Origin of the sequence: Marinobacterium marinum (assembly GCF_013868415.1) — a bacterium.
GTDB lineage: Bacteria > Pseudomonadota > Gammaproteobacteria > Pseudomonadales > Balneatricaceae > Marinobacterium > Marinobacterium marinum.
Window position 1 is genome coordinate 93,346 of record NZ_JACEMT010000041.1, and the last position, 19,823, is coordinate 113,168.

Below are 19,823 nucleotides of genomic sequence, written 5' to 3' on the forward strand. Positions count from 1 at the left end.
CCCAAGTTGGACAAGTTGCCCAAGTCGCAGGCACAAAAAAGGGGCCACTGTCGGCCCCTTGCGTCATATTGCGGATTTTGAGCGGTAACGCTTGGATCTGCCGTTATCTATCAATTCCAGCTCACCACTGGCCTGCATACGATCCAACAGCTCGGCTAACCTGTCCCTGGTCACGTCCTTGTTCTGCATCGCCTGCCACTCTCTCGACCGGGTGACGGTCTTTTCTGTCGCGCTTGGGGTTAGTCCTTGCCCCTTGCACTGTTTGAGCAGTTTCAGCCGGGCGTTCTCAATAACGGCCCCATCTGCAGCGGCATCGCCTTGCGCCATCGCCTGAATTATCAATTCGCGTATGTCTGCAATGGATGATTTCACCAGCGCCCCGGCATATTTGGCGTGCTTTAGGGTGATCGTTCCGGTTTCAACGGCCAACAGGCTGGCCACCTTATAGAGTTGTTCAGGCGCTCGGCGGTAGATAGCTCCTAAATATTGGCAGTTGCGCTGTTCTTCGGCGTCGTAGAAATCAATGCACTGCTCCAGGTATTCAGCCGCATCAGGTGACGGGATAACCATTTCACGGGATCGCTTGATCCTGCTCAGGCGCTCCACTATTTCAGCCTCCAGGTGCTTTGCGGCGTTCTGGTCGCGTTTCCCTCTTTTCAGTAGTTCGCCACCTTCCGGGCATCGGACAACAAGGGTTCGGCCCATCAAGCCTTCGGCAATGGCGGTCGAATCAGCGGCCAGCTTGTCCATGTGTTCCGGCACTGAATGGCCCATGATTGAACAGAAGGGGTTCGGCCATCCGTTCTCGATGTAATCAATGTGCCGCTCGAGCTTTTCCTTTGTCCTGGTCAGCCTTATAAGGTCGTCGCTGATTTCGCTCCCGTCTTCGTTCTGTTTGTCGAGCTTGGCATTTACCTGTTTCAGATCATCGTTCAAAGTCTTTAACGGCCCCCGCTTTTCCATCGGTCGGAAGGTATAGCGGTTCGTGGTCGTCATCTTGAGGATTTCGGGCTTTATCTTCTTTTCATAGCTGGCTGCATTCTTGTCCTGTATGCCACCTAACAATGAATGCGCCTCGTCCACAATGTAGAGACTAGCCCCGTCTGTCTCGATCATGTTGTATATCATGTCTCGAAAACTGCCAGGTTCGGACGTTACCTTGCTGCTCAGATGAACAGAGTGCAGCAACTCCTTTGCTACTTCTTGCGGGTTTTCCTTACCGGCTGCGCTCGATGCAATACCTAGCGTTAGCAGGTTCAGCTTTTTGGTGTATTCCGATTCGCGCCCATTGCTCAGCAGCGCCAGCACATGAAGCGCGGCCAGCTTGTAAAGCTCGGGGCGGTCGCGCCGTGCTTTCATCTGCATAAGCTGGCATATATCCCCGGCAATTCCCGGCGGGTAATCCAGGTCAATCCCCGGATCACTAGCCGGGCTAGTATCTTGCTCAGGTTCGGCGGTGCTGTCCTGCAGATCCTCAAACGTCCGGGCGGCATGTTCCTGTTCTCGCTGAATCGCCCACTCTTTCCGGCGCTCCTGGTTGCCGTCCTTGTCGAGCATAACGGCCACGGCTTCCACGGCTGCAGCTTCATCGCCCCCGTGTTCAAAGTGGCAATACAGGTCGAAGCTGTCACCCCATTGGCCGGAACCACCAGGGAACGGCGCTCCTATGCCTGCAGCCTGATCGCTGCCGTGGTGACTAACCCACTTGCCGCTATCCATGATGGATATGGCGGCTGATCCACTCGAGCTGTAAGGTGATAACAGGCGCTTGCCTCGTGGTTTTGCGCCGTAGCTGATCCAGGCATCCCCGCTCCTCACCTGTTCAGCGTAGGCGGTGCGAGGCAATACGCCCTGAACCTTGACCAGCTCGGCGGCTTTTCGGCGGCTCTCTTCACGTTTGGTGTCTGCTTCGGCTTTGGCTGCAGCATCAGCGGCCCTGATCGCTGCAATCTGATCGGCCCATTGGTGCGGTGACAGGAAGCCCAGCATTTCCTCAACGTGGAAGCTGTACCACTCGCCGGGGTTCGGAAGGTAGCAGAGCTGTCCAGATCGCTCATTCACTATGTCCGGCTGTATGCCCCCGGTCTGCATCAGATCGTTAAGAATCGCCTGCATGATCTGCCAGGTGTAACCGTCCACGGGTTCCAACAGCGGGATAATGAGGCGGTGCTTTTGGTTGTCTTTAGTCGCGCTGCGGCTGGCGTATGCCCAGAAATCGCCAGGGATATGACCAGCGGCATGTTCAATGCTGTCAGTCATCGTCCGGCCCTGCAGCTCGTCAGCATCGAACCATAGGGCATGATAGCGGCCCTGGTTGCGGTGCTGTTCGTGGCTGCGGGTCAGTTGATCGGACGGGATGAACCAAAGCCCGGCGTGTTTATCGCTGGTCTGCAGGCCATCGCGCCCCGCTTCGATCATCTGCCGGATCTGCTGCAGGGTGATAGTGTCGAGCTGTTCCCGCTTTTCCGTGTGGTACTGGCCACGGCCAGCACACAACGGAACGGTCAGCACATTATTAGCCGGGCTAATCGCTTGAGGTGCATTCATCGAATCACCTCCCCGACCTTCAGGCGAACGGCGGGGCGGCCATCCGAAGTCCAATGCTTGCCATAATCGGGGACATTTACAGGATCAAACTCGACGGCCAGGCGGCCATCGGTCAGCATCTGATCAATCACGACACGCACGTCGTCCTCGAAAAATGCGGTGCTCAGGCGCTTGTGAAGGTCCACCAGTGTGACCGGATCCATGACATGCCGATTACGGACATACTCCAGGATCAACAGCTCGACCATGTGGCCATGTGGCTGCGGGTATGGGCGATTATTAGCGGTCATAATTCGCCCCCTTGCCATTGCAACCATTGTGCTCAGTGGTAAAATAGTAACCAGTGAATGATTTATGATCGGCTTTGATGTTCTCAGCGTCAAAGCCTTTTCTTTTCTGGTTCATACCCGTCCAGCCTCCTTGCCTTCCAGCCAATTCAGCAAAGACTCAGCACGCCAGCCAACACAACGGGACGTGATAACGATTTTTCGCGGGAACGTGGGGTCTGATTGCTCCAAACGCCAAAGGGTCGTAGTCGATACACCCAACAGGGCTGCAGCGGCTTTGGTGCGTAGCAGTTCAGTTTTCTGTGTGATCTTCATGCCAGCACCTCCTTGAAAGCATCAAGGCGGGTGGCCAATAGGCGGGTTAAACGTGATCGCGCGGGTTCTGGGTCAGGATCTCCACTGCTGCTGCCGGAACTACTGCCTGAGCTGTTTCCGTTAACGCGGTGGCTGCCCCCGTGGCTGGCGCTGCTACGTTTGGAGCGGGTGGACTGGTTCTGCTGTACCGATTGCGCCTTAGAAACGTGCGACGGCTTGCCGGAAAGCATGTCGGACAGCTTGTGGAGCAAGGATATTACTTTCAGGCGCTGTGCCTTGCCACTGCCGGTACGCTTCAGCTTGCTTGCTTTCGCGGTCAGGGCATCGCGTATTACATACGCATCTTTGCGCCGAATGTTTACATTGATTCCCATCTAAAAAACCTCATTCCTGATTGATGAGGTTTAATAATAGACGTAGTTATTTCAGCAAACAACACTATAGGGCAAAAAAAACCATGTTTCAACCATTATGCACAAAAAAATTAGGCGGGTTTGGGGTTGCTATCGCGCGGCCTCTTCGCTGCTATTTGGTGCTACCTGCAGGCTCTGGCCCAATACCTCCAGCGCGTGTGCTGCTGAATGCGGTGCCAAGTGGCCATAGTGCCGTTCGATCATCTTAGTGGACTTATGACCGGCTAATTTCGCCACGGTGAACAATGGCACGTTGTTAGCCACCAGCGTTGAAATGAAATGGTGCCGGGTACTGTATAGCTCCGGCTCTAGACCCGTGATTGTTCGCAGCTTGTTCCATGTTCGATTGAGTACCACTTGTGAGACTTGGCCGCCACGGGGCGTTGTGAACACTAGCCCGCCATCGGGTTTGCCGCATTTATCGAACCAATCGCGCATAATTTCCAGGCACTCCCCCTGCAGCGGCATTGTTACCTTAGCCGGGTCTGGATGATCTAATGTTTTGTTCGGGACTTTGGTCAGCCGCTTGAACTGGATATTCAATTCACCCCCCCATACAAGCGAGCGCAGATCACCGGGGCGCAAACCAGTATGCAAAGCGAGGATCACCAGCGGCTTGAACCACTCCACGGGATCGGCTCGAACGTCCAGCGTGTGCGGCAACCGCTCTAATCCATCACGGATCAAACGGATCTCATCCGGGGTTAACATACGGCGCTTGGCTGCATCCCTGTCGGCGGCTATACGTTTTTTCTCTTCGGCGGTTGGCTCCTTGAGCTGAACACCTTTCAACGGATTGAAGGCGATAACCTCCTCTTTCACGGCATGATTCAACAGCGCCTGAATGGCTGAATAGAAGCGTTTAATACTGCTGTGCCGCTTGCCGTCTTTTTCTAGCTGCAACTGCCAAGTTGTTACCCGCCCCTTGTCTAGCCTCTCCAGTTCCAGATCCAGCCACTCAGGGAACGCGCTCTCGATCATCTTTTTGGTGGGTGTACCACCGTTGCGGCGGCGTGATAGGTCGCGCATATATGGCCCGTCTAGGTAGCCACGGACGGTTGCGAATTGCCGTTGCTGCTTTTCCTGTTCGCGCTGCTTTGCCTCTTCCTTGAGCTTGTCGATCTGCTCCAGCGGATCAACTTCAGGCAAGCCAGCCCGGTACTGTCGAGCAACGGTAGCGGCTTGAACGTGGGTCATTTCAGGATAGCGGCCAATTGTGGCTATACGCACCTTGCCAGCGGCGTTGCTGTACCTGAACCGCCAAGTGCCAGCAGGCACTTTAATCTTGTTGCCGTTGCTGTCTTTGCCTGAACGCTCGACCTTCACCAGATGAAACCCGGCGGTCATAGCGCAGGGCAATTCCTTGCGCTCGGGTGCGTCCTGAATATGCGCTTTGGCTGCATTGTTATCAATGCTAGTGATCTTTGCCATGCTGTTTGCTCTCCATTTTCTGCAAACATTTTGCAAACATCATAATGGAAGAATCAGCAAAAAACAGCACTAACCTGAAATAACGCCATCGGGCAATAAGAATGGGTAACTGTTTGTTTTTGAAGGCCAAACCCCCGTTTTTCAGGGGGTTCAGCTATGGGGCGGGATTACGATTTTTCTTCGTTGGCCAGGAAGAACCAGGTATCCAGTACGGAGTCCGGGTTCAGGGACACGCTGTTGATGCCCTGCTCCATCAGCCAGCGGGCCAGATCCGGATGATCGGACGGGCCCTGACCGCAGATGCCGACGTACTTGCCCTGTTTGCGACAGGCTTCGATCGCCATGCCCAGCAAGCGCTTGACTGCTTCGTTACGTTCGTCGAACAGGTGCGCGATGATGCCGGAGTCGCGGTCCAGACCCAGAGTCAGCTGGGTCAGGTCGTTGGAGCCGATGGAGAAACCATCGAAGTACTCCAGGAACTGATCCGCCAGCAGGGCATTGGACGGGATCTCGCACATCATGATCAGGCGCAGACCGTTCTGGCCTCGCTTGAGACCGTTTTCGGCCAGCAGATCGACCACTTGCTTGGCCTCGCCCGGGGTACGCACGAACGGCAGCATGATCTCGACGTTGGTCAGCTTCATTTCGTCACGCACGCGCTTGAGCGCACGGCATTCCAGTTCGAAGCAATCACGGAAGTTGTCGGAGATGTAACGCGCCGCACCACGGAAGCCCAGCATCGGGTTTTCTTCGCTTGGTTCGTAGCGGTCGCCGCCAATCAGATGGCCGTACTCGTTCGACTTGAAGTCGGACATGCGTACGATCACCTTCTTCGGATAAAAAGCCGCGGCCAGGGTGGAGATGCCTTCCACCAGCTTATCGACATAGAAGTCGACCGGGGATGCATAGCCGCCGATACGACGCTCAATGATCTGCTTGGTATCACGCGGTTGATCATCAAAGTTCAGCAATGCTTTGGGGTGCACGCCAATCATCCGGTTGATGATGAATTCCAGGCGTGCCAGGCCCACACCGGCATTGGGCAGTGACTGGAAATCAAAGGCACGGTCCGGGTTGCCCACGTTCATCATGATATCGAACGGCAGGCTCGGCATGGATTCGACGCTGTTACTCTGATGCTCGAACGCCAACTTGCCTTCATAGGCGCGACCGGTATCACCTTCAGCACAGGAAACGGTCACATCCTGACCATCCTGCAGCTTTTCGGTGGCGTCGCCACAGCCCACAATGGCCGGGATACCCAGTTCGCGCGCGATGATCGCCGCATGGCAGGTACGACCGCCACGATTGGTCACGATGGCGGAAGCACGCTTCATCACCGGCTCCCAGTCCGGGTCGGTCATGTCGGTGACCAGTACATCACCCGGCTGCACTTCGTGCATCTGCTCCAGGCCGCTGACCACACGCACAGGACCCGAACCGATACGATGGCCGATGGAGCGGCCTTCAACCAGCACCTTGCCTTTCTCTTTCAGCAGGTAACGTTCGATGACCGTGCCCTTGTTCTGGCTCTGCACGGTTTCAGGACGCGCCTGCACGACGTACAGCTTGCCGTCGTCACCGTCCTTGGCCCACTCGATATCCATCGGGCGACCGTAGTGTTTTTCAATGATCACGGCAATACGCGCCAGCTCTTCTACATCAGCATCGTTGATGGAGAACTGGTTGCGCTCGGCCTTGGCCACATCGACAGTCTCTACGGCCTTACCGGCGCTGCCGTCATCGGTGTAGACCATCTTGAGCGCCTTGGAGCCCAGGGTACGACGCAGGATTGCAGGTGCACCCTGAGCCAGAGTCGGCTTGTAGACGTAAAATTCGTCCGGATTCACGGCACCCTGAACCACGGTTTCCCCGAGGCCATAGGCAGAGGTAATGAACACCACATGATTGAAGCCGGATTCGGTGTCCATGGTGAACATGACACCGGAAGAACCTGTTTCGGAACGCACCATGCGCTGAATACCGGCCGACAACGCCACTTCCGCATGGGTAAAGCCCTTGTGTACACGGTAGGAAATGGCACGGTCGTTATACAGGGAAGCAAACACTTCCTTGATGGCGTGCTTGACGTTGTCCAGGCCACGAATATTCAGGAAGGTTTCCTGCTGACCGGCGAAAGATGCGTCGGGCAGATCTTCTGCAGTAGCGGACGAACGCACGGCGACAGCAATTTCATCACCGCCTGTCATTTCGGCCCAGGCCTCATTGATCGCCTGATCCAGTTCAGGCTGAAACTCAGCCTCCATGATCCACTGGCGGATATTGCCACCGGTTTCGATCAGGGCCCGGGTATCATCCGCATCCAGCGCATCCAGCGCCTGATTGATGCGGTCGGCCAGACCACTTTGCGCCAGAAAGTCGCGATAAGCCGCTGCGGTAGTCGCGAAACCGCCCGGCACACGCACACCCGCGTCACTGAGCTGGTGAATCATTTCACCCAAAGATGCATTCTTGCCGCCGACTTTGTCGACATCTCCCATGCCTGCCTGTTCCAGGCGCAGTACATAATCCTGCAAAGCCAATTCTCCTGAGTCTGAGCCGTTTGACGTAAGGATCATTATTATTATTTTCACCGAAAGCCGGATAATACTGCAGAAATCACAAAAAATCTTGGCTTCGGCGAAATGTAAATTAACTACAAAAACACGGGCCCGATTTTCTGCTAGAGTAGCCTTTTAGCAAAAGGCTTAATAGCGCAACATTGTCGACAATCAGGATGTAACATGAAAAGAACGGCCTTCTTTATTTCCGATGGCACCGGCATTACCGCCGAAACACTGGGCAATAGTCTGCTTTCACAATTCGAGGCAATACAGTTCGATAAGATCACCCTGCCCTATGTCGACACCCCCGAAAAAGCCAAGGTCATTGTTGAACGTATCAATCAGCAGGCAGAGGAAGACGGCAAGCCACCCATTGTACTGGACACCATCGTCAATGATGAGATTCGCGACTTGCTGGCAACCTGCAACGGTTTCAAAATCGACGTCTTTTCCACGTTTCTCAAGCCCCTGGAATCGGAACTGGAAACGCATTCGTCCTACACTGTCGGCAAGTCACACGCCATCAACGAAATGGAGCGCTACAAGGACCGCATCGACTCGGTCAACTTCGCGCTGGACAACGATGACGGCGCCCGCACACGGCAATACAACAAGGCCGACATCATTCTGGTTGGCGTCTCACGCTGCGGTAAAACCCCCACCTGCCTGTACATGGCACTGCAATTCGGCATCCGGGCCGCCAACTACCCCTTGACCGAGGAGGACATGGAGGCCAGCCGCCTGCCGGAATGCCTGCAAGAGCACCGACACAAACTGTATGGGCTAACCATCGATCCTTTTCAGCTGGCGGCCATACGGCACGAACGACGAGCCAACAGCCGCTATGCATCACTGGATCAGTGCGATTTCGAGGTGCGTACGGTGGAGCGCCTGTTCCAGAAGGAAAACCTCAATTGCATCAACACAACCAATTTTTCCATTGAAGAGATCGCGACCCGCATAATCAATGAGTCCGGCCTGAAACGCCGCATCAGCTGATCAGCGTCCTGACTCGAACATCGACAGATTCAGCGGGACAGCCTGCCCCAACCAATAGGCGTAATCGGTGTGATCCTTGTAATCATCGCCGGTTACGCCATGTACCAACACATCCAGATCACCGCGCTGTATATCCAGCCAGGGGATGAAGGCGTCGAAATCACGATGTGTAAACAGGATTTGGACACTCCAGCGGGGATGAGGCCCCACCGGCTTCTGGTGTATACGGCCAACATTTAGACCGAAAGACTGACTGACCAAGGCACAGAGCGCCGTAACACGATCAACGCTCTGTTCATCGAAGTAGATATGCGCATGATAGACCTTGTGGCGATTTACCGGATAGGCAGAAGTCGTGTTCATCATCGTTCCGTCAAAAACCAAACCTGAAGTGTACGCATCCGCCGCATTACAGTGCAAATCTGCGCCCCCTATCTGTGACGAACAGCACTTTTCTCATAAAATGGAAGGCGTTTCCCTTACACCTATTTTTGGAGTTCCACCATGCCGAAAGCGGCCGATGTTAAACGTGGCAATCTGGTCGAAATCAATGGACAGTACATGCTGGTCCAGCAAATCGATATTTCCAGCCCGACTGCACGCGGCGCCAAGACCCTGTACCGCATGCGATTCAGCAAACTGCCCGGCGGTGGTCGACACGAAGAGACCTTCACCGGCGACGACATGCTGAAAGATGCGGCCCTGGAGCGACGCAAGGTATCCTACCTGTACAAGGAAGGCGACCTGTACACCTTCATGGATACCGAAGACTATACCCAATACATGCTGAACAGCACCGCCATTGAAGCTGAACTGCCCTACCTGATGGACGGCATGGAAGACATCATGGCACTACTGGTGGATGACAATATCCTGACGATCGAACTGCCGGCAACAGTGGTAATGGAAATCATCGAGACAGTCCCCGGCATGAAGGCTGCCAGCGCAACAGGCCGCACCAAGCTCGCCAAATTCGCGACCGGCCTTGAGCTGCAGGTTCCCGAATACCTTGAGGCTGGCGAGAAAGTCAAAATCAACACCGAAACCGGCAAGTTCCTGTCTCGCGCCTGACCCACCCGGGCCGTTAAACCGACGGCCCCACCTGCCGGGGCAACAGCCCCCTCGCCCACCATCAGCAGCAACCTGTTAAAATATGACACTATCTAACTATATAAATTAATTTAAACGTGTCATTTAATAGCGTTTAAGGCTCTTACCGGCGCCGGTCCTTGATGAAGCGCACCGAGCAACATAAAATTCACTGCCCGCTGCGGGTATGGCGTTGCCCTTACACCTCGACAGCAGCCAGTATCGACCAGACAGATGTGAGGCATGACCAAAATACGTTGTATCGAAGAGCTCGTTCAGGAGTTCCAGGAACAAAGACCCATTCGGGGCGGCTCTCTGATCATTACCATTTTCGGTGATGCCATTGCGCCCCGCGGCGGCACAGTCTGGCTGGGTAGCCTGATCAACCTGCTGGAGCCTCTGGGGCTGAACCAGCGCCTGGTCCGCACCTCCATATTCCGCCTGACCAAGGATGGGTGGCTGACTTCCAATCAGATCGGACGACGCAGTTACTATAGCCTGACCGATTCCGGCCGACGACGCTTTGAAAGCGCCTTTCGCCGTGTCTACGCGGAACTCTATCCCGAATGGGACGGCAAATGGGACATGGTATTGGCCAACCAGCTGGATAGCGAGTTGCGCAAGGTATTGAAAAAAGAGCTGGAATGGCAAGGCTTCGGCAACATTGCTCCCAGTATCATGGCGCACCCCATGGCAGACCCTCAGGAGCTGAACAACACCCTGCAAGAACTGTGCGTACAAAATGAAGTCATTCACATGCGTGCAGAAATGGTAGGCACCCAGACTTCGGAAGCCCTCAAGCAGCTGGTACACGAATGCTGGAGCCTGCACGAACTGGCTGAAGATTATCAACAGTTTCTCGACCGCTTTCGCCCTATTCTGCGAGCACTCAAGTCAGTCGATGACCTGGAACCCGAACAGTGCTTCCAGCTTCGCACCCTGCTGATCCATCATTATCGACGCCTGCTGCTGCGCGACCCGTTGCTGCCTGAAAAGCTGCTGCCTGCAGACTGGGCCGGCACATCTGCACGCCTGCTGTGCCGCAATATTTACCGCCTGATCTATGCTCAGGCCGATCAGTGGCTATCCGAAACTCAAGAGACGGCCGACGGCCCGTTACCCGAACCGGTTCCCCGCTTTTACAAGCGTTTCGGCGACCTCTAATCCGTACCCACACTCGAGGTAATCATCATGCCCCTGCCCACCCCCGCCGAGCGCGAACCGGTGCATACACGCCATGTGACCTGTCAGGGTTACAAACGCAAGGACGGCCTTTGGGACATTGAAGGCGAACTCATCGATATCAAGAGTTTTGATCTGCAAGTTGCCGAGCGCAACAACGGAGTGATACCGGCAGGCGAACCCCTGCACAAGATGTCATTACGGATGACCATCGATTACGACCTGAATATTCTGGATGTTCAGGCATGTATGGACTACACCCCCTTTCGCCACTGCCCCGGCATTGCCGACAATTTCCGCAAATTAATCGGACACCGTATTGCCCCGGGCTTCACACGCCTGACCCGCGACCTGCTGGGTGGTACTCAAGGCTGCACCCACTTGCTGGAAATGCTGGGGGTACTGGCAACGACCGCCTATCAAACCACCCACCACGAGCGAGAACAGCGCGAAGATTTCGGCACACAAGGTGGCGGACGCCCCCCCATGCTGAACACCTGCCACACCTTCGACACACGCGGCCCGGTGGTGCAGCAGTACTGGCCCCAGTTTTACGAAGGCAATGACTAGCCCCGGTAACCGATACACGACGGCGAGAGCCAACCTCCCGCCGTTCCTGCTATCAATCGCCCTTCTGCTTGACCTGATACAGCGGGATCACCTCGTCATCAAAGCTGAGCCGCTTGCGATCTGATTCCACTTCGGTCAGGGCCTCCACTTCCTGCATGGTGTTCAAACTGCGTATCGCCAGATCCTGATACTGACGCGTACCCGCCGATTTCCAGGCAACTTCCTGCTCTCCCAGTTCACGAATGATACGCGCAGGAGAGCCCGCGACCAGAGTACGCTCGGGTACCTCGAACCGAGCCTTGACGAACGCCATAGCCGCCACAATCGCAGACTCACCCACGACAGCACCATCCATGATCACGGCATTCATACCCACCAGCGCGTTCCGCTTGATCACACAACCATGCAAGACAGCACCATGTCCGATATGCCCATCCTCTTCCACTACCGTATCTGTACCGGGAAAACCGTGCATGACACAGGTGTCCTGGATATTTGCCCCTTCCTTCAGCACCAAACGACCGAAATCCCCTCGCAAACAGGCCGCCGGACCAACATAACAGCGTGGTCCTATAATGACGTCACCAATCAGCACCGCGCTGGGGTGAACATAGGCGGTCGGATCTATGACCGGGGTAATACCATCAATGGAATAGACTTTCATGCTGTCTCCTTGGCTACAGACTTATCGTTATTTGAGTCAGTTCTAACATGCAACCGAACGAGACTCCAACCTTATATTTTTATATTGTGATACATGATATATATTTTTTTTAATAAAAATGTATCTCTTTTTTCTTTGTGCTAAGATGCCAAAATGTTGCTCCAGCACGACCGGGCAACGCTCTCATCTTCCCTTCGGACATCCATCATCCGAAGCAAGCAATGTTACTTTGCCCTTGGCGGACCGGCTCTCGTCGGTCCGCGTTTTTCTCTTTTTGCGTCCTCCGCCGACACGGTTCCCTGATGCACAGGTTCGGGCTATGCTGGAGACCACGCATAACAGGAGGAAAGACTATGCTGATCCATCCAGAGACATCCTGCCTGCTGGTCATCGACATTCAGGAACGCATGACCCCCGTCATCCACCAGGTCGAGCAGTGTGTGGCCCACTGTGAATGGCTGATTGATATTGCAAATCGACTAGAGGTACCGGTACTGGCGACCGAACAGTATCCGCAAGGACTGGGCAGTACGCTGTCAAGCATTCGTGACCGCATTCGTCCTGAACATATTGTCGAAAAGATTCATTTCTCAGCCATGTCCGATGCCGAACCCGATCGCCTGATCAATGCGGGGCAATACTCTCAGATCATCCTCATCGGCATGGAGTCTCATGTCTGCGTGTTACAGACGGCTCTGGAATTGAAACAGCAGGGCAAAACGGTTTTTATCGTTGAAGACTGCGTTTCCTCCCGCTCCCCCGATGACAAGGCAACGGCGCTGGCACGCTTCCGCCAATGTGGCATTTACATAGTCAGCCGCGAGATGGTCGCCTTTGAATGGCTACGCAGGGCCGGCACCGACCGCTTCAGGGAGATCAGCAAAGCCTACCTGCGCTAACCCCATTCAGTATTTTCCCTTATTCCCTTGACTCTGCCAGACAGATCAATGAAAGTTTACGTAAACGTAAACTTTCATTGATATACCAACATACGATATCTCACCCATAAAAATTAAATCAGGAGAGGTCGATGACAGCGCCACTCTGGACACCCAGTCAGGTCCGTTGCGAACATACTCGCATCTACCAATTCATGCAGCAGCTGAATCAAACCCACAGTCTGTTTCTGGACTCGTACACAAGCCTGTACCAATGGAGCATCGACAACAGTAGTGCCTTCTGGGGTGCGCTTTGGGAATATGCCGACGTTATCGCATCAGAGCACGGCACCTCGGTTCTGGAACATCCTGAACGCATGCCCGGCGCGCGCTGGTTCCCGCAGGCTCGGCTGAATTTTGCCGAAAACCTGCTGCAACATCGCGACAACCATCCCGCCATCATCTTCCGTGGCGAAGATGATACGCGCATCGAACTGAGCCACGCCGAGCTCTACCATCAGGTTGCCCAGTTGGCGTCGGCCCTGCGCAAACAAGGGATTGTCCCCGGCGACCGTGTTGCAGGCTTTATGCCCAATATCCCTGCAACCCTTATAGGCATGCTCGCCACTACTTCTATCGGCGCTATCTGGAGTTCCTGCTCGCCCGATTTCGGTATCAATGGGGTGCTGGACCGTTTCGGGCAGGTCGCACCCAAGGTGTTACTGACCACCGACGGCTATCGTTACAACGGCAAAACACTGAGCAGCCTGGAGCGCGTTCAGGGAATTGCACACGAGCTGCACTCGGTCGAGACCATTATCGTCGCTCCCTTCATTGAGACAACACCCGATATCAGCCAGCTGGATCGCGCCATTCTCTGGGACGACTTTATCGACACCGAAGCCGAAGAAATTGTTTTCGAACAGCTGCCCTTCGACCACCCTCTGTATGTCATGTACTCATCAGGCACCACCGGAGTCCCCAAGTGCATCGTACACAGTGCCGGTGGTACCCTGCTCCAGCATCTGAAAGAGCACATGCTGCATACCGACGTAAACCGTGAGGATCGCCTGTTCTACTACACGACCTGCGGCTGGATGATGTGGAACTGGCTGGTCAGCGGACTGGCAACCGGGTGCACGCTGATTCTGTTTGACGGCTCCCCGTTTGCCCCGTCTCCCGAAGTACTCTGGGATATTGCCGAACAGGAGAAAATCAGCATTTTCGGCACCAGCGCCAAATACATCGCCGCCCTGGAAAAAGCCAATATCAAACCCCGTGAGAGTCATGATCTCAGCTCTCTGAAGACCGTTCTTTCCACTGGTTCGCCGCTGGCGCACGAGAGCTTCGAATACGTCTACCGGGATATCAAGCAGGACCTGCAGCTGTCCTCCATATCCGGAGGCACCGATATTGTGTCCTGCTTTGCACTGGGCTGCCCCATTCGCCCCGTCTATCCTGGCGAACTGCAATGTCGCGGACTCGGCATGGCCGTTGAAATCGTCAACGACGAAGGCCAGCCAGTACGTGGCGAGAAGGGCGAACTGGTCTGTACGCACCCCTTCCCTTCAATGCCCATCGGCTTCTGGAACGACCCCGACGGACAGAAGTACCATGATGCCTACTTCTCCCAATTCGAGAACATCTGGGCCCATGGCGATTATGGTGAGATTACCGAACACGACGGCTTGATCATTCATGGTCGCTCGGATGCCGTACTCAACCCTGGAGGCGTGCGCATCGGAACGGCCGAGATTTACCGCCAAGTCGAAAAGATTGAGGACGTACTGGAAAGCCTCTGCATTGGCCAGCCCTGGGACAACGATGTACGCGTCGTACTTTTCGTTCGCCTACAGGATGGAGTTGAACTGACCGAAGCACTCATCAAAACCATCAAGGATACCATCCGTGCCGACACTACACCTCGCCATGTGCCGGCTTGCGTGGTTCAAGTCAGCGATATCCCCCGCACCATCAGCGGAAAAATTGTCGAGCTGGCCGTGCGCAAGGTCGTCATGGGAGAAGCCGTGACCAACAAGGATGCTCTGGCCAACCCCGAAGCTCTGGAACTTTTCCGGGACTTGCCTGAACTGAAAGCCTGACAATAATGACCCCGCTCACGGCGGGGTCATCAATACACATCAGCGTCATTCAACGATCATCGGTTATTACCGCTGCACGTGTTCCGTTTGAGCAATAAAATCTTCAGGGTCGATGACACCGATCAGGGTCAGCTCAGGTCGCACCTGCCCACTGGCATCATAGAAAATCAATGCCGGAGGACCAATAATGGAAAAACGACGGTATAGCGCTTTTGCCTCCTCGTCATTAGCGGTCACGTCCAGCTTGATCAATTTGAAGGGTGCCAGTGACTGCTGGACACCGCTATCACTGAAGGTTACGTAGTCCAGCTCTATACAGGAGATACACCAGTCGGCGTAAAAATCCAGCATGACCGGCTGCCCTTTTTCCCGTGCCTGCTCCAGCAAACGATCCAGCTCAGCTTCTCGACTGACGGTTTCAAACGCCAAGCCGGGGGTAGCCTGATTGCTCGCAGCACCGACTCCCGCAACCCCTTGCAGCGGATACAGCAGACTCTTGCTGCCAGACAATACGCCGACCATCAACGCCGCACCATACACCAGCAGAATGACACCGATACCCTTCCAGAAACGATGCCAGCCCCGAGCCTTGTCGTGCAGCCGGTCCAACGCACCAAGATAAACGGCACTGATCAACAGAATCACGCTGACCATCAGCATGGTAATGGTCGTTGGCAGAATGCGATCCAGCATCCAGGTGGCCATCAATAACAGCAGGACACCGAAGCCCGCCTTGACACCTTCCATCCAGGCCCCCGCTCGCGGCAGCAGCTTGCCAGCCGACGCACCAACCAGCAACAGAGGCACCCCCATGCCGATGGAGAGACTGAATAGCGCCGCACCACCCAGTACCGGATCACCACTTTGACCAATATAGATCAGGGCGCCCGCCAGCGGTGCTGCCATACACGGCCCTACGATCAATGCAGACAGCAGTCCCATGATGGCGACACCGGTCAAAGTCCCGCCCTGCTGACGGTGGCTGGCACTGCTCAAGCGACTCTGCAGTGCAGACGGCAGTTGCAGATCATAAAAGCCGAACATGGAAAAGGCCAGCAACACGAAAACCGCGCTGAAACTGCCAATAATCCAGGGGTTCTGGAAAGCAGCCTGCAGGTTGGCGCCAAAAAGGCCCGCCGCAACCCCGGCAAGGGTATAGGTCAACGCCACTGCCAACACATACACCAGCGAGAGCAAGAACGCCCGTGCCGTGCTGATATGCGTTCCCTGGCCTGCGATGATACTGGACAGAATCGGTATCATCGGCAACACACAAGGCGTCAACGACAGCGCCAGACCGGCCAAAAAAAAGGCTCCCAGCATTAACAGCCAATTACCGCCGGCCAACAGTCCCGCAAAACGGTCCTGCTCACTCATGCCAATGCTGCCAGCCTTCTCATTCGGGGTAATCGCCGCTTCTGCCGTTTTTTCAGCAGATGCTGCCGACTCCTCGCTCCACGCTGAGTCAGGCCATACAAGACCGGCAGCCGCAGGCAAGTTGCTGACGCTCACCACCTTGGTAACGGGCGGATAACAAATCCCGCCTTCCCAGCATCCCTGATAACTGACGGACAGCTCGACCTGATCATCAAAGCCCGGCGCATGCCCCAGCAATAATGCCACTTCAGCAATGTCATGATACACCTCAACCCGACCAAACAGGGGGTCGTCCTTCATATCACCGCTGGCATCGCGCCGTTCGACCAGCTCAACCCCTTCTGGCAGCTCAAGTGAAATTCGCTCCTGATACAGGTAGTAACCGGGCTCCACATCCCAAACCAGTCGGGTTACACCCGCATCCGGGGCTTCAACACGCAACCGGAAAGCCTCATCCACCTCCAGAGGCTGGCTGCTGCTGGCTCCACCGCCAAAGGGGCTGGCATAGGCCGTGAGCGTGGCAGAAAGCGTCAGCAACAACAGCACCAATGGCTGCAAAAACACGCGAGTCAACAAAGCGGTCATCCTTATTCAATCACATCATTCAGGTCTGACCACCAACGGCGCGGAATGTTCTCGAAAACGACCAGACCTGATCCTGTTCCAGTTTACCACCCACATCAATGCAAGGGGGTACACAACGCACAATCTCACACCTTCAGATACTTATAACCGCCGCACCAATGTGGTAAAACAGAAGGAGACCGGCCAGCCAATAAAGCCGGCGACCAGCACTCAAGCCGCTGCCAGGACGATAAGATGACCGATACACGTGTAGAAGACCTTAATATTGACTCCAATGTCCCATTGATCACCCCGGAAGCCCTCAAGACCAAGCTGCCCATTACCGATGCGGCCGCCGCTACTGTTATAGAAGGCCGCCGGGTCATCAAGGACATCCTCGACCGCAAGGACAAGCGCCTGTTTGTTGTTGTAGGCCCCTGCTCCATCCATGATCCTGAAGCTGCTCTGGAATATGGCCGCAAGCTGAAAGCACTGGCCGAGGAAGTCAAGGACACCCTGTATCTGGTCATGCGCGTCTATTTTGAAAAGCCCCGTACCACCGTGGGCTGGAAGGGTCTGATCAACGACCCGCACATGAACGATTCCTTCGATATCGAAGAAGGACTGCATATTGCACGCAAGCTGCTGATCGATCTATCAGAAATGGGCTTGCCCCTGGCGACCGAAGCGCTAGACCCGAACACGCCACAGTACTTGCAGGACTTGATCAGCTGGTCCGCAATCGGCGCTCGCACGACCGAATCGCAGACACACCGTGAAATGTCATCCGGCCTGTCGTGCGCCGTAGGCTTCAAAAACGGTACTGACGGTGGTCTGGATGTGGCCGTCAATGCAATGAAGTCCGTACTCCACCCGCACAATTTTCTGGGCATGAACGGAGACGGCCAGGTATCCATTGTGCGCACACGCGGCAACCGCTATGGCCACGTTGTATTGCGCGGCGGCAACGGCAAACCCAACTACGACTCCGTCAGTGTCAAACTGTGCGAACAGGCACTGGAGAAAGCCGGACAGCCCGCCAACATCATGGTCGACTGCAGCCACGCCAACTCCAACAAGGACCCAGCCCTCCAGCCTCTGGTAGCTGAAAACGTAGCCAACCAGATTCAAGAAGGCAACAAATCCATCGTTGGACTGATGATTGAGAGCAATCTCGAGTGGGGCTGCCAATCCATACCGGACGACCTGAGCCAGCTCAAGCACGGCGTATCCGTAACGGATGCCTGCATTGACTGGAGCGCAACCGAAGAAAGCATGCGCGCCATGCATGTAAAACTTAAGGACACAATCAGCCAGCGCTAAGTTCACGGGAGGTTTCAACCGCCTTCCGCCTCGACCGCGTCGCGATACAAAAACGCCCGATGATCACTCACCGGGCGTTTTCACAATCAGCACCGAGCCATTACCTCACCAATCAGAAGGTATCGCCCGGGACACGTACATACCCTTCCATTAATACTCGGGCACTACGGCTCATTACCGCTTTTTTGGCCGTCCATTCACCCTTAACCTCTTCCGCTGCCGCACCGACACGCAGTGTGCCAGAGGGGTGGCCAAAGGTAACCGCATCGCGAGCACCGCCACCGGCAGCCAGATTGACCAGCGTACCCGGTACCGCCGCAGCGGTTGCGATGGCGACAGACGCGGTACCCATCATCGCATGGTGCAGCTTGCCCATGGACAGCGCACGTACGCAGACATCAATGTCATTTGCACCAATCTGCTTGCCACTGGAGGCTTCATAGGAAGTAGCCGGAGCGACGAACGCGATTTTGGGAGTGTGCTGACGCGCTGCAGCTTCTTCGATCTCCTTGATCAGGCCCATTTTCACCGCACCATAGGCACGCATGGTTTCGAACCGCGCCAGCGCTTCGGCATTGCCGTTGATGTCTTTCTGCAGTTCGGTACCGGTATACCCGATATCGGCTGCATTAACGAAGATGGTCGGGATGCCAGCGTTGATCATGGTCGCCTTGAAGGTACCCACACCCGGCACTTCCAGGTCATCGACCAGATTGCCGGTCGGGAACATGGAACCTTCGCCATCGGCCGGGTCCATGAACTCGATCACCACTTCGGCGGCCGGGAACGTCACGCCATCCAGCTCGAAATCACCGGTTTCCTGCACCTCACCATTGGTGATCGGCACATGGGCGATGATGGTTTTCTGGATGTTCTTCTGCCAAATACGCACAGTGCAGATGCCGTTTTCCGGAATCCGATCCGCATCAACCAGGCCACCGCTGATGGCGAAGGCACCGACAGCGGCGGTCAGGTTGCCGCAGTTGCCGGACCAGTCGACAAACGCCTTGTTAATCGCCACCTGACCGAACAGGTAGTCAACGTCATGGTCGGGCTGGGTGCTTTTATCCAGGATAACGGTCTTGGAGGTTGAGGATGTGGCACCACCCATGCCGTCGATCTGCTGACCGTAGGGATCGGGGCTGCCGATCACCCGCATCAACAGCTTGTCACGGGCTTCGCCGGGCTCCTGGCAGGCTTCAGGCAGGTCCTGACGACGGAAGAAAACACCCTTGCTGGTACCACCACGGATATAAGTGGCCGGTACTTTGATCTGGGGAACACTGGACATGTAAATGCTCCAAAATAAGTCGGTTGCCGGACGCAGAAACGCCGCTGAGAAATATGAGGAAGTGGCGGGGTGTGGCTACAGCGGACCGTCTGTCGCCATGGACGGCGACAGCGAGCCCCCATGGATGGGTTTACGGCGTGTCCGATGCAGTTACATCCCGGCACGGAAGTAGTTTCTGCTCCGGGAAATACCCGAACCATCATCGATGGCCCGGGCAGTTTTCAGGA

General features: G+C 55.4%; 17 protein-coding genes. 7 read left to right on the forward strand and 10 right to left on the reverse strand.

Features of this window, described 5'->3' with window-relative positions; genetic code table 11:
• Positions 1–63 precede the first annotated feature (63 nt).
• From H1S06_RS05635 to ppsA, 6 genes are all read right to left on the reverse strand, one after another.
• Complete coding sequence (locus tag H1S06_RS05635; RefSeq protein WP_181738094.1) at positions 64–2,547, reverse strand: hypothetical protein; 2,484 nt, start codon at positions 2,545–2,547, stop codon at positions 64–66.
• Entirely contained in the window at positions 2,544–2,837 is a 294-nt protein-coding gene (locus H1S06_RS05640; RefSeq protein ID WP_181738095.1) for a hypothetical protein, read from the reverse strand. Before H1S06_RS05640 ends, H1S06_RS05635 begins: the two co-directional genes overlap by 4 nt.
• 111 nt (positions 2,838–2,948) lie before the next feature.
• Positions 2,949–3,149, reverse strand: a complete 201-nt coding sequence (locus H1S06_RS05645; protein ID WP_181738097.1) for a helix-turn-helix transcriptional regulator — start codon at positions 3,147–3,149, stop codon at positions 2,949–2,951.
• Positions 3,146–3,523, reverse strand: a complete 378-nt coding sequence (locus tag H1S06_RS05650; RefSeq protein ID WP_181738099.1) for a hypothetical protein — start codon at positions 3,521–3,523, stop codon at positions 3,146–3,148. The genes H1S06_RS05645 and H1S06_RS05650 overlap by 4 nt, the downstream gene beginning before the upstream one ends.
• Positions 3,524–3,652: 129 nt before the next feature.
• Positions 3,653–4,993, reverse strand: a complete 1,341-nt coding sequence (locus H1S06_RS05655; protein WP_181738101.1) for a tyrosine-type recombinase/integrase — start codon at positions 4,991–4,993, stop codon at positions 3,653–3,655.
• Positions 4,994–5,160: 167 nt separating this feature from the next.
• Positions 5,161–7,494 (reverse strand): phosphoenolpyruvate synthase, encoded by a 2,334-nt coding sequence (ppsA, locus tag H1S06_RS05660; RefSeq protein ID WP_407658772.1) that lies wholly within the window; start codon positions 7,492–7,494, stop codon positions 5,161–5,163.
• 243 nt (positions 7,495–7,737) lie between these two features.
• On the opposite strand from ppsA, the gene ppsR reads away from it, so the two are divergent.
• Entirely contained in the window at positions 7,738–8,556 is an 819-nt protein-coding gene (ppsR, locus tag H1S06_RS05665; protein ID WP_181738105.1) for a posphoenolpyruvate synthetase regulatory kinase/phosphorylase PpsR, read from the forward strand.
• Here ppsR and H1S06_RS05670 read toward each other — a convergent pair whose 3' ends face one another.
• On the reverse strand, positions 8,557–8,919 hold the full coding sequence (locus H1S06_RS05670) for a DOPA 4,5-dioxygenase family protein (RefSeq protein WP_181738107.1): 363 nt from the start codon (positions 8,917–8,919) through the stop codon (positions 8,557–8,559).
• Positions 8,920–9,060: 141 nt separating this feature from the next.
• On the opposite strand from H1S06_RS05670, the gene efpL reads away from it, so the two are divergent.
• The 3 genes from efpL to H1S06_RS05685 all read left to right on the forward strand — a co-directional run bounded on the left by efpL (position 9,061) and on the right by H1S06_RS05685 (position 11,397).
• Complete coding sequence (gene efpL, locus H1S06_RS05675) at positions 9,061–9,627, forward strand: elongation factor P-like protein EfpL (protein ID WP_181738109.1); 567 nt, start codon at positions 9,061–9,063, stop codon at positions 9,625–9,627.
• A 261-nt stretch (positions 9,628–9,888) separates the two neighbouring features.
• Entirely contained in the window at positions 9,889–10,809 is a 921-nt protein-coding gene (gene paaX, locus H1S06_RS05680; protein WP_181738111.1) for a phenylacetic acid degradation operon negative regulatory protein PaaX, read from the forward strand.
• Between the two features lie 27 nt (positions 10,810–10,836).
• Positions 10,837–11,397, forward strand: a complete 561-nt coding sequence (locus tag H1S06_RS05685; RefSeq protein ID WP_181738113.1) for a DUF2889 domain-containing protein — start codon at positions 10,837–10,839, stop codon at positions 11,395–11,397.
• A gap of 52 nt (positions 11,398–11,449) precedes the next feature.
• Here the strand turns inward: H1S06_RS05685 and paaY are convergent, their stop codons facing one another.
• Positions 11,450–12,061 carry a phenylacetic acid degradation protein PaaY gene (paaY, locus tag H1S06_RS05690; protein ID WP_181738114.1) on the reverse strand — a complete coding sequence of 204 codons (612 nt, stop codon included), beginning with the start codon at positions 12,059–12,061 and terminating at the stop codon, positions 11,450–11,452.
• A 353-nt stretch (positions 12,062–12,414) separates the two neighbouring features.
• Here paaY and H1S06_RS05695 point away from each other — a divergent pair, with 353 nt between their 5' ends.
• Positions 12,415–12,960, forward strand: coding sequence for an isochorismatase family protein (locus tag H1S06_RS05695; protein ID WP_181738116.1), 546 nt, complete (start codon positions 12,415–12,417; stop codon positions 12,958–12,960).
• A 131-nt stretch (positions 12,961–13,091) separates the two neighbouring features.
• The gene (locus H1S06_RS05700) at positions 13,092–15,041 is read left to right on the forward strand and encodes an acetoacetate--CoA ligase (protein WP_181738117.1); all 1,950 of its coding nucleotides are present in this window, start codon (positions 13,092–13,094) and stop codon (positions 15,039–15,041) included.
• Positions 15,042–15,107: 66 nt separating this feature from the next.
• Here H1S06_RS05700 and dsbD read toward each other — a convergent pair whose 3' ends face one another.
• A complete protein-coding gene (dsbD, locus tag H1S06_RS05705; RefSeq protein ID WP_181738119.1) occupies positions 15,108–17,003 on the reverse strand; it encodes a protein-disulfide reductase DsbD in 1,896 nt (631 codons plus the stop codon).
• 234 nt (positions 17,004–17,237) lie between these two features.
• Here dsbD and H1S06_RS05710 point away from each other — a divergent pair, with 234 nt between their 5' ends.
• Positions 17,238–18,305 carry a 3-deoxy-7-phosphoheptulonate synthase gene (locus tag H1S06_RS05710; protein WP_181738121.1) on the forward strand — a complete coding sequence of 356 codons (1,068 nt, stop codon included), beginning with the start codon at positions 17,238–17,240 and terminating at the stop codon, positions 18,303–18,305.
• 112 nt (positions 18,306–18,417) lie between these two features.
• On the opposite strand, the gene prpF is transcribed toward H1S06_RS05710, so the two are convergent.
• On the reverse strand, positions 18,418–19,596 hold the full coding sequence (prpF, locus tag H1S06_RS05715) for a 2-methylaconitate cis-trans isomerase PrpF (RefSeq protein WP_181738123.1): 1,179 nt from the start codon (positions 19,594–19,596) through the stop codon (positions 18,418–18,420).
• Positions 19,597–19,823: the final 227 nt, after the last annotated feature.

Excerpts from the sequence above, each read along its gene's own strand:
- H1S06_RS05635 (WP_181738094.1), bottom strand. The coding sequence starts at position 2,547 with ATGAATGCACCTCAAGCGATTAGCCCGGCTAATAATGTGCTGACCGTT.
- H1S06_RS05640 (WP_181738095.1), bottom strand. The coding sequence starts at position 2,837 with ATGACCGCTAATAATCGCCCATACCCGCAGCCACATGGCCACATGGTC.
- H1S06_RS05645 (WP_181738097.1), bottom strand. The coding sequence starts at position 3,149 with ATGAAGATCACACAGAAAACTGAACTGCTACGCACCAAAGCCGCTGCA.
- H1S06_RS05650 (WP_181738099.1), bottom strand. The coding sequence starts at position 3,523 with ATGGGAATCAATGTAAACATTCGGCGCAAAGATGCGTATGTAATACGC.
- H1S06_RS05655 (WP_181738101.1), bottom strand. The coding sequence starts at position 4,993 with ATGGCAAAGATCACTAGCATTGATAACAATGCAGCCAAAGCGCATATT.
- ppsA (WP_407658772.1), bottom strand. The coding sequence starts at position 7,494 with ATGGGAGATGTCGACAAAGTCGGCGGCAAGAATGCATCTTTGGGTGAA.
- ppsR (WP_181738105.1), top strand. The coding sequence starts at position 7,738 with ATGAAAAGAACGGCCTTCTTTATTTCCGATGGCACCGGCATTACCGCC.
- H1S06_RS05670 (WP_181738107.1), bottom strand. The coding sequence starts at position 8,919 with ATGAACACGACTTCTGCCTATCCGGTAAATCGCCACAAGGTCTATCAT.
- efpL (WP_181738109.1), top strand. The coding sequence starts at position 9,061 with ATGCCGAAAGCGGCCGATGTTAAACGTGGCAATCTGGTCGAAATCAAT.
- paaX (WP_181738111.1), top strand. The coding sequence starts at position 9,889 with ATGACCAAAATACGTTGTATCGAAGAGCTCGTTCAGGAGTTCCAGGAA.
- H1S06_RS05685 (WP_181738113.1), top strand. The coding sequence starts at position 10,837 with ATGCCCCTGCCCACCCCCGCCGAGCGCGAACCGGTGCATACACGCCAT.
- paaY (WP_181738114.1), bottom strand. The coding sequence starts at position 12,061 with ATGAAAGTCTATTCCATTGATGGTATTACCCCGGTCATAGATCCGACC.
- H1S06_RS05695 (WP_181738116.1), top strand. The coding sequence starts at position 12,415 with ATGCTGATCCATCCAGAGACATCCTGCCTGCTGGTCATCGACATTCAG.
- H1S06_RS05700 (WP_181738117.1), top strand. The coding sequence starts at position 13,092 with ATGACAGCGCCACTCTGGACACCCAGTCAGGTCCGTTGCGAACATACT.
- dsbD (WP_181738119.1), bottom strand. The coding sequence starts at position 17,003 with ATGACCGCTTTGTTGACTCGCGTGTTTTTGCAGCCATTGGTGCTGTTG.
- H1S06_RS05710 (WP_181738121.1), top strand. The coding sequence starts at position 17,238 with ATGACCGATACACGTGTAGAAGACCTTAATATTGACTCCAATGTCCCA.
- prpF (WP_181738123.1), bottom strand. The coding sequence starts at position 19,596 with ATGTCCAGTGTTCCCCAGATCAAAGTACCGGCCACTTATATCCGTGGT.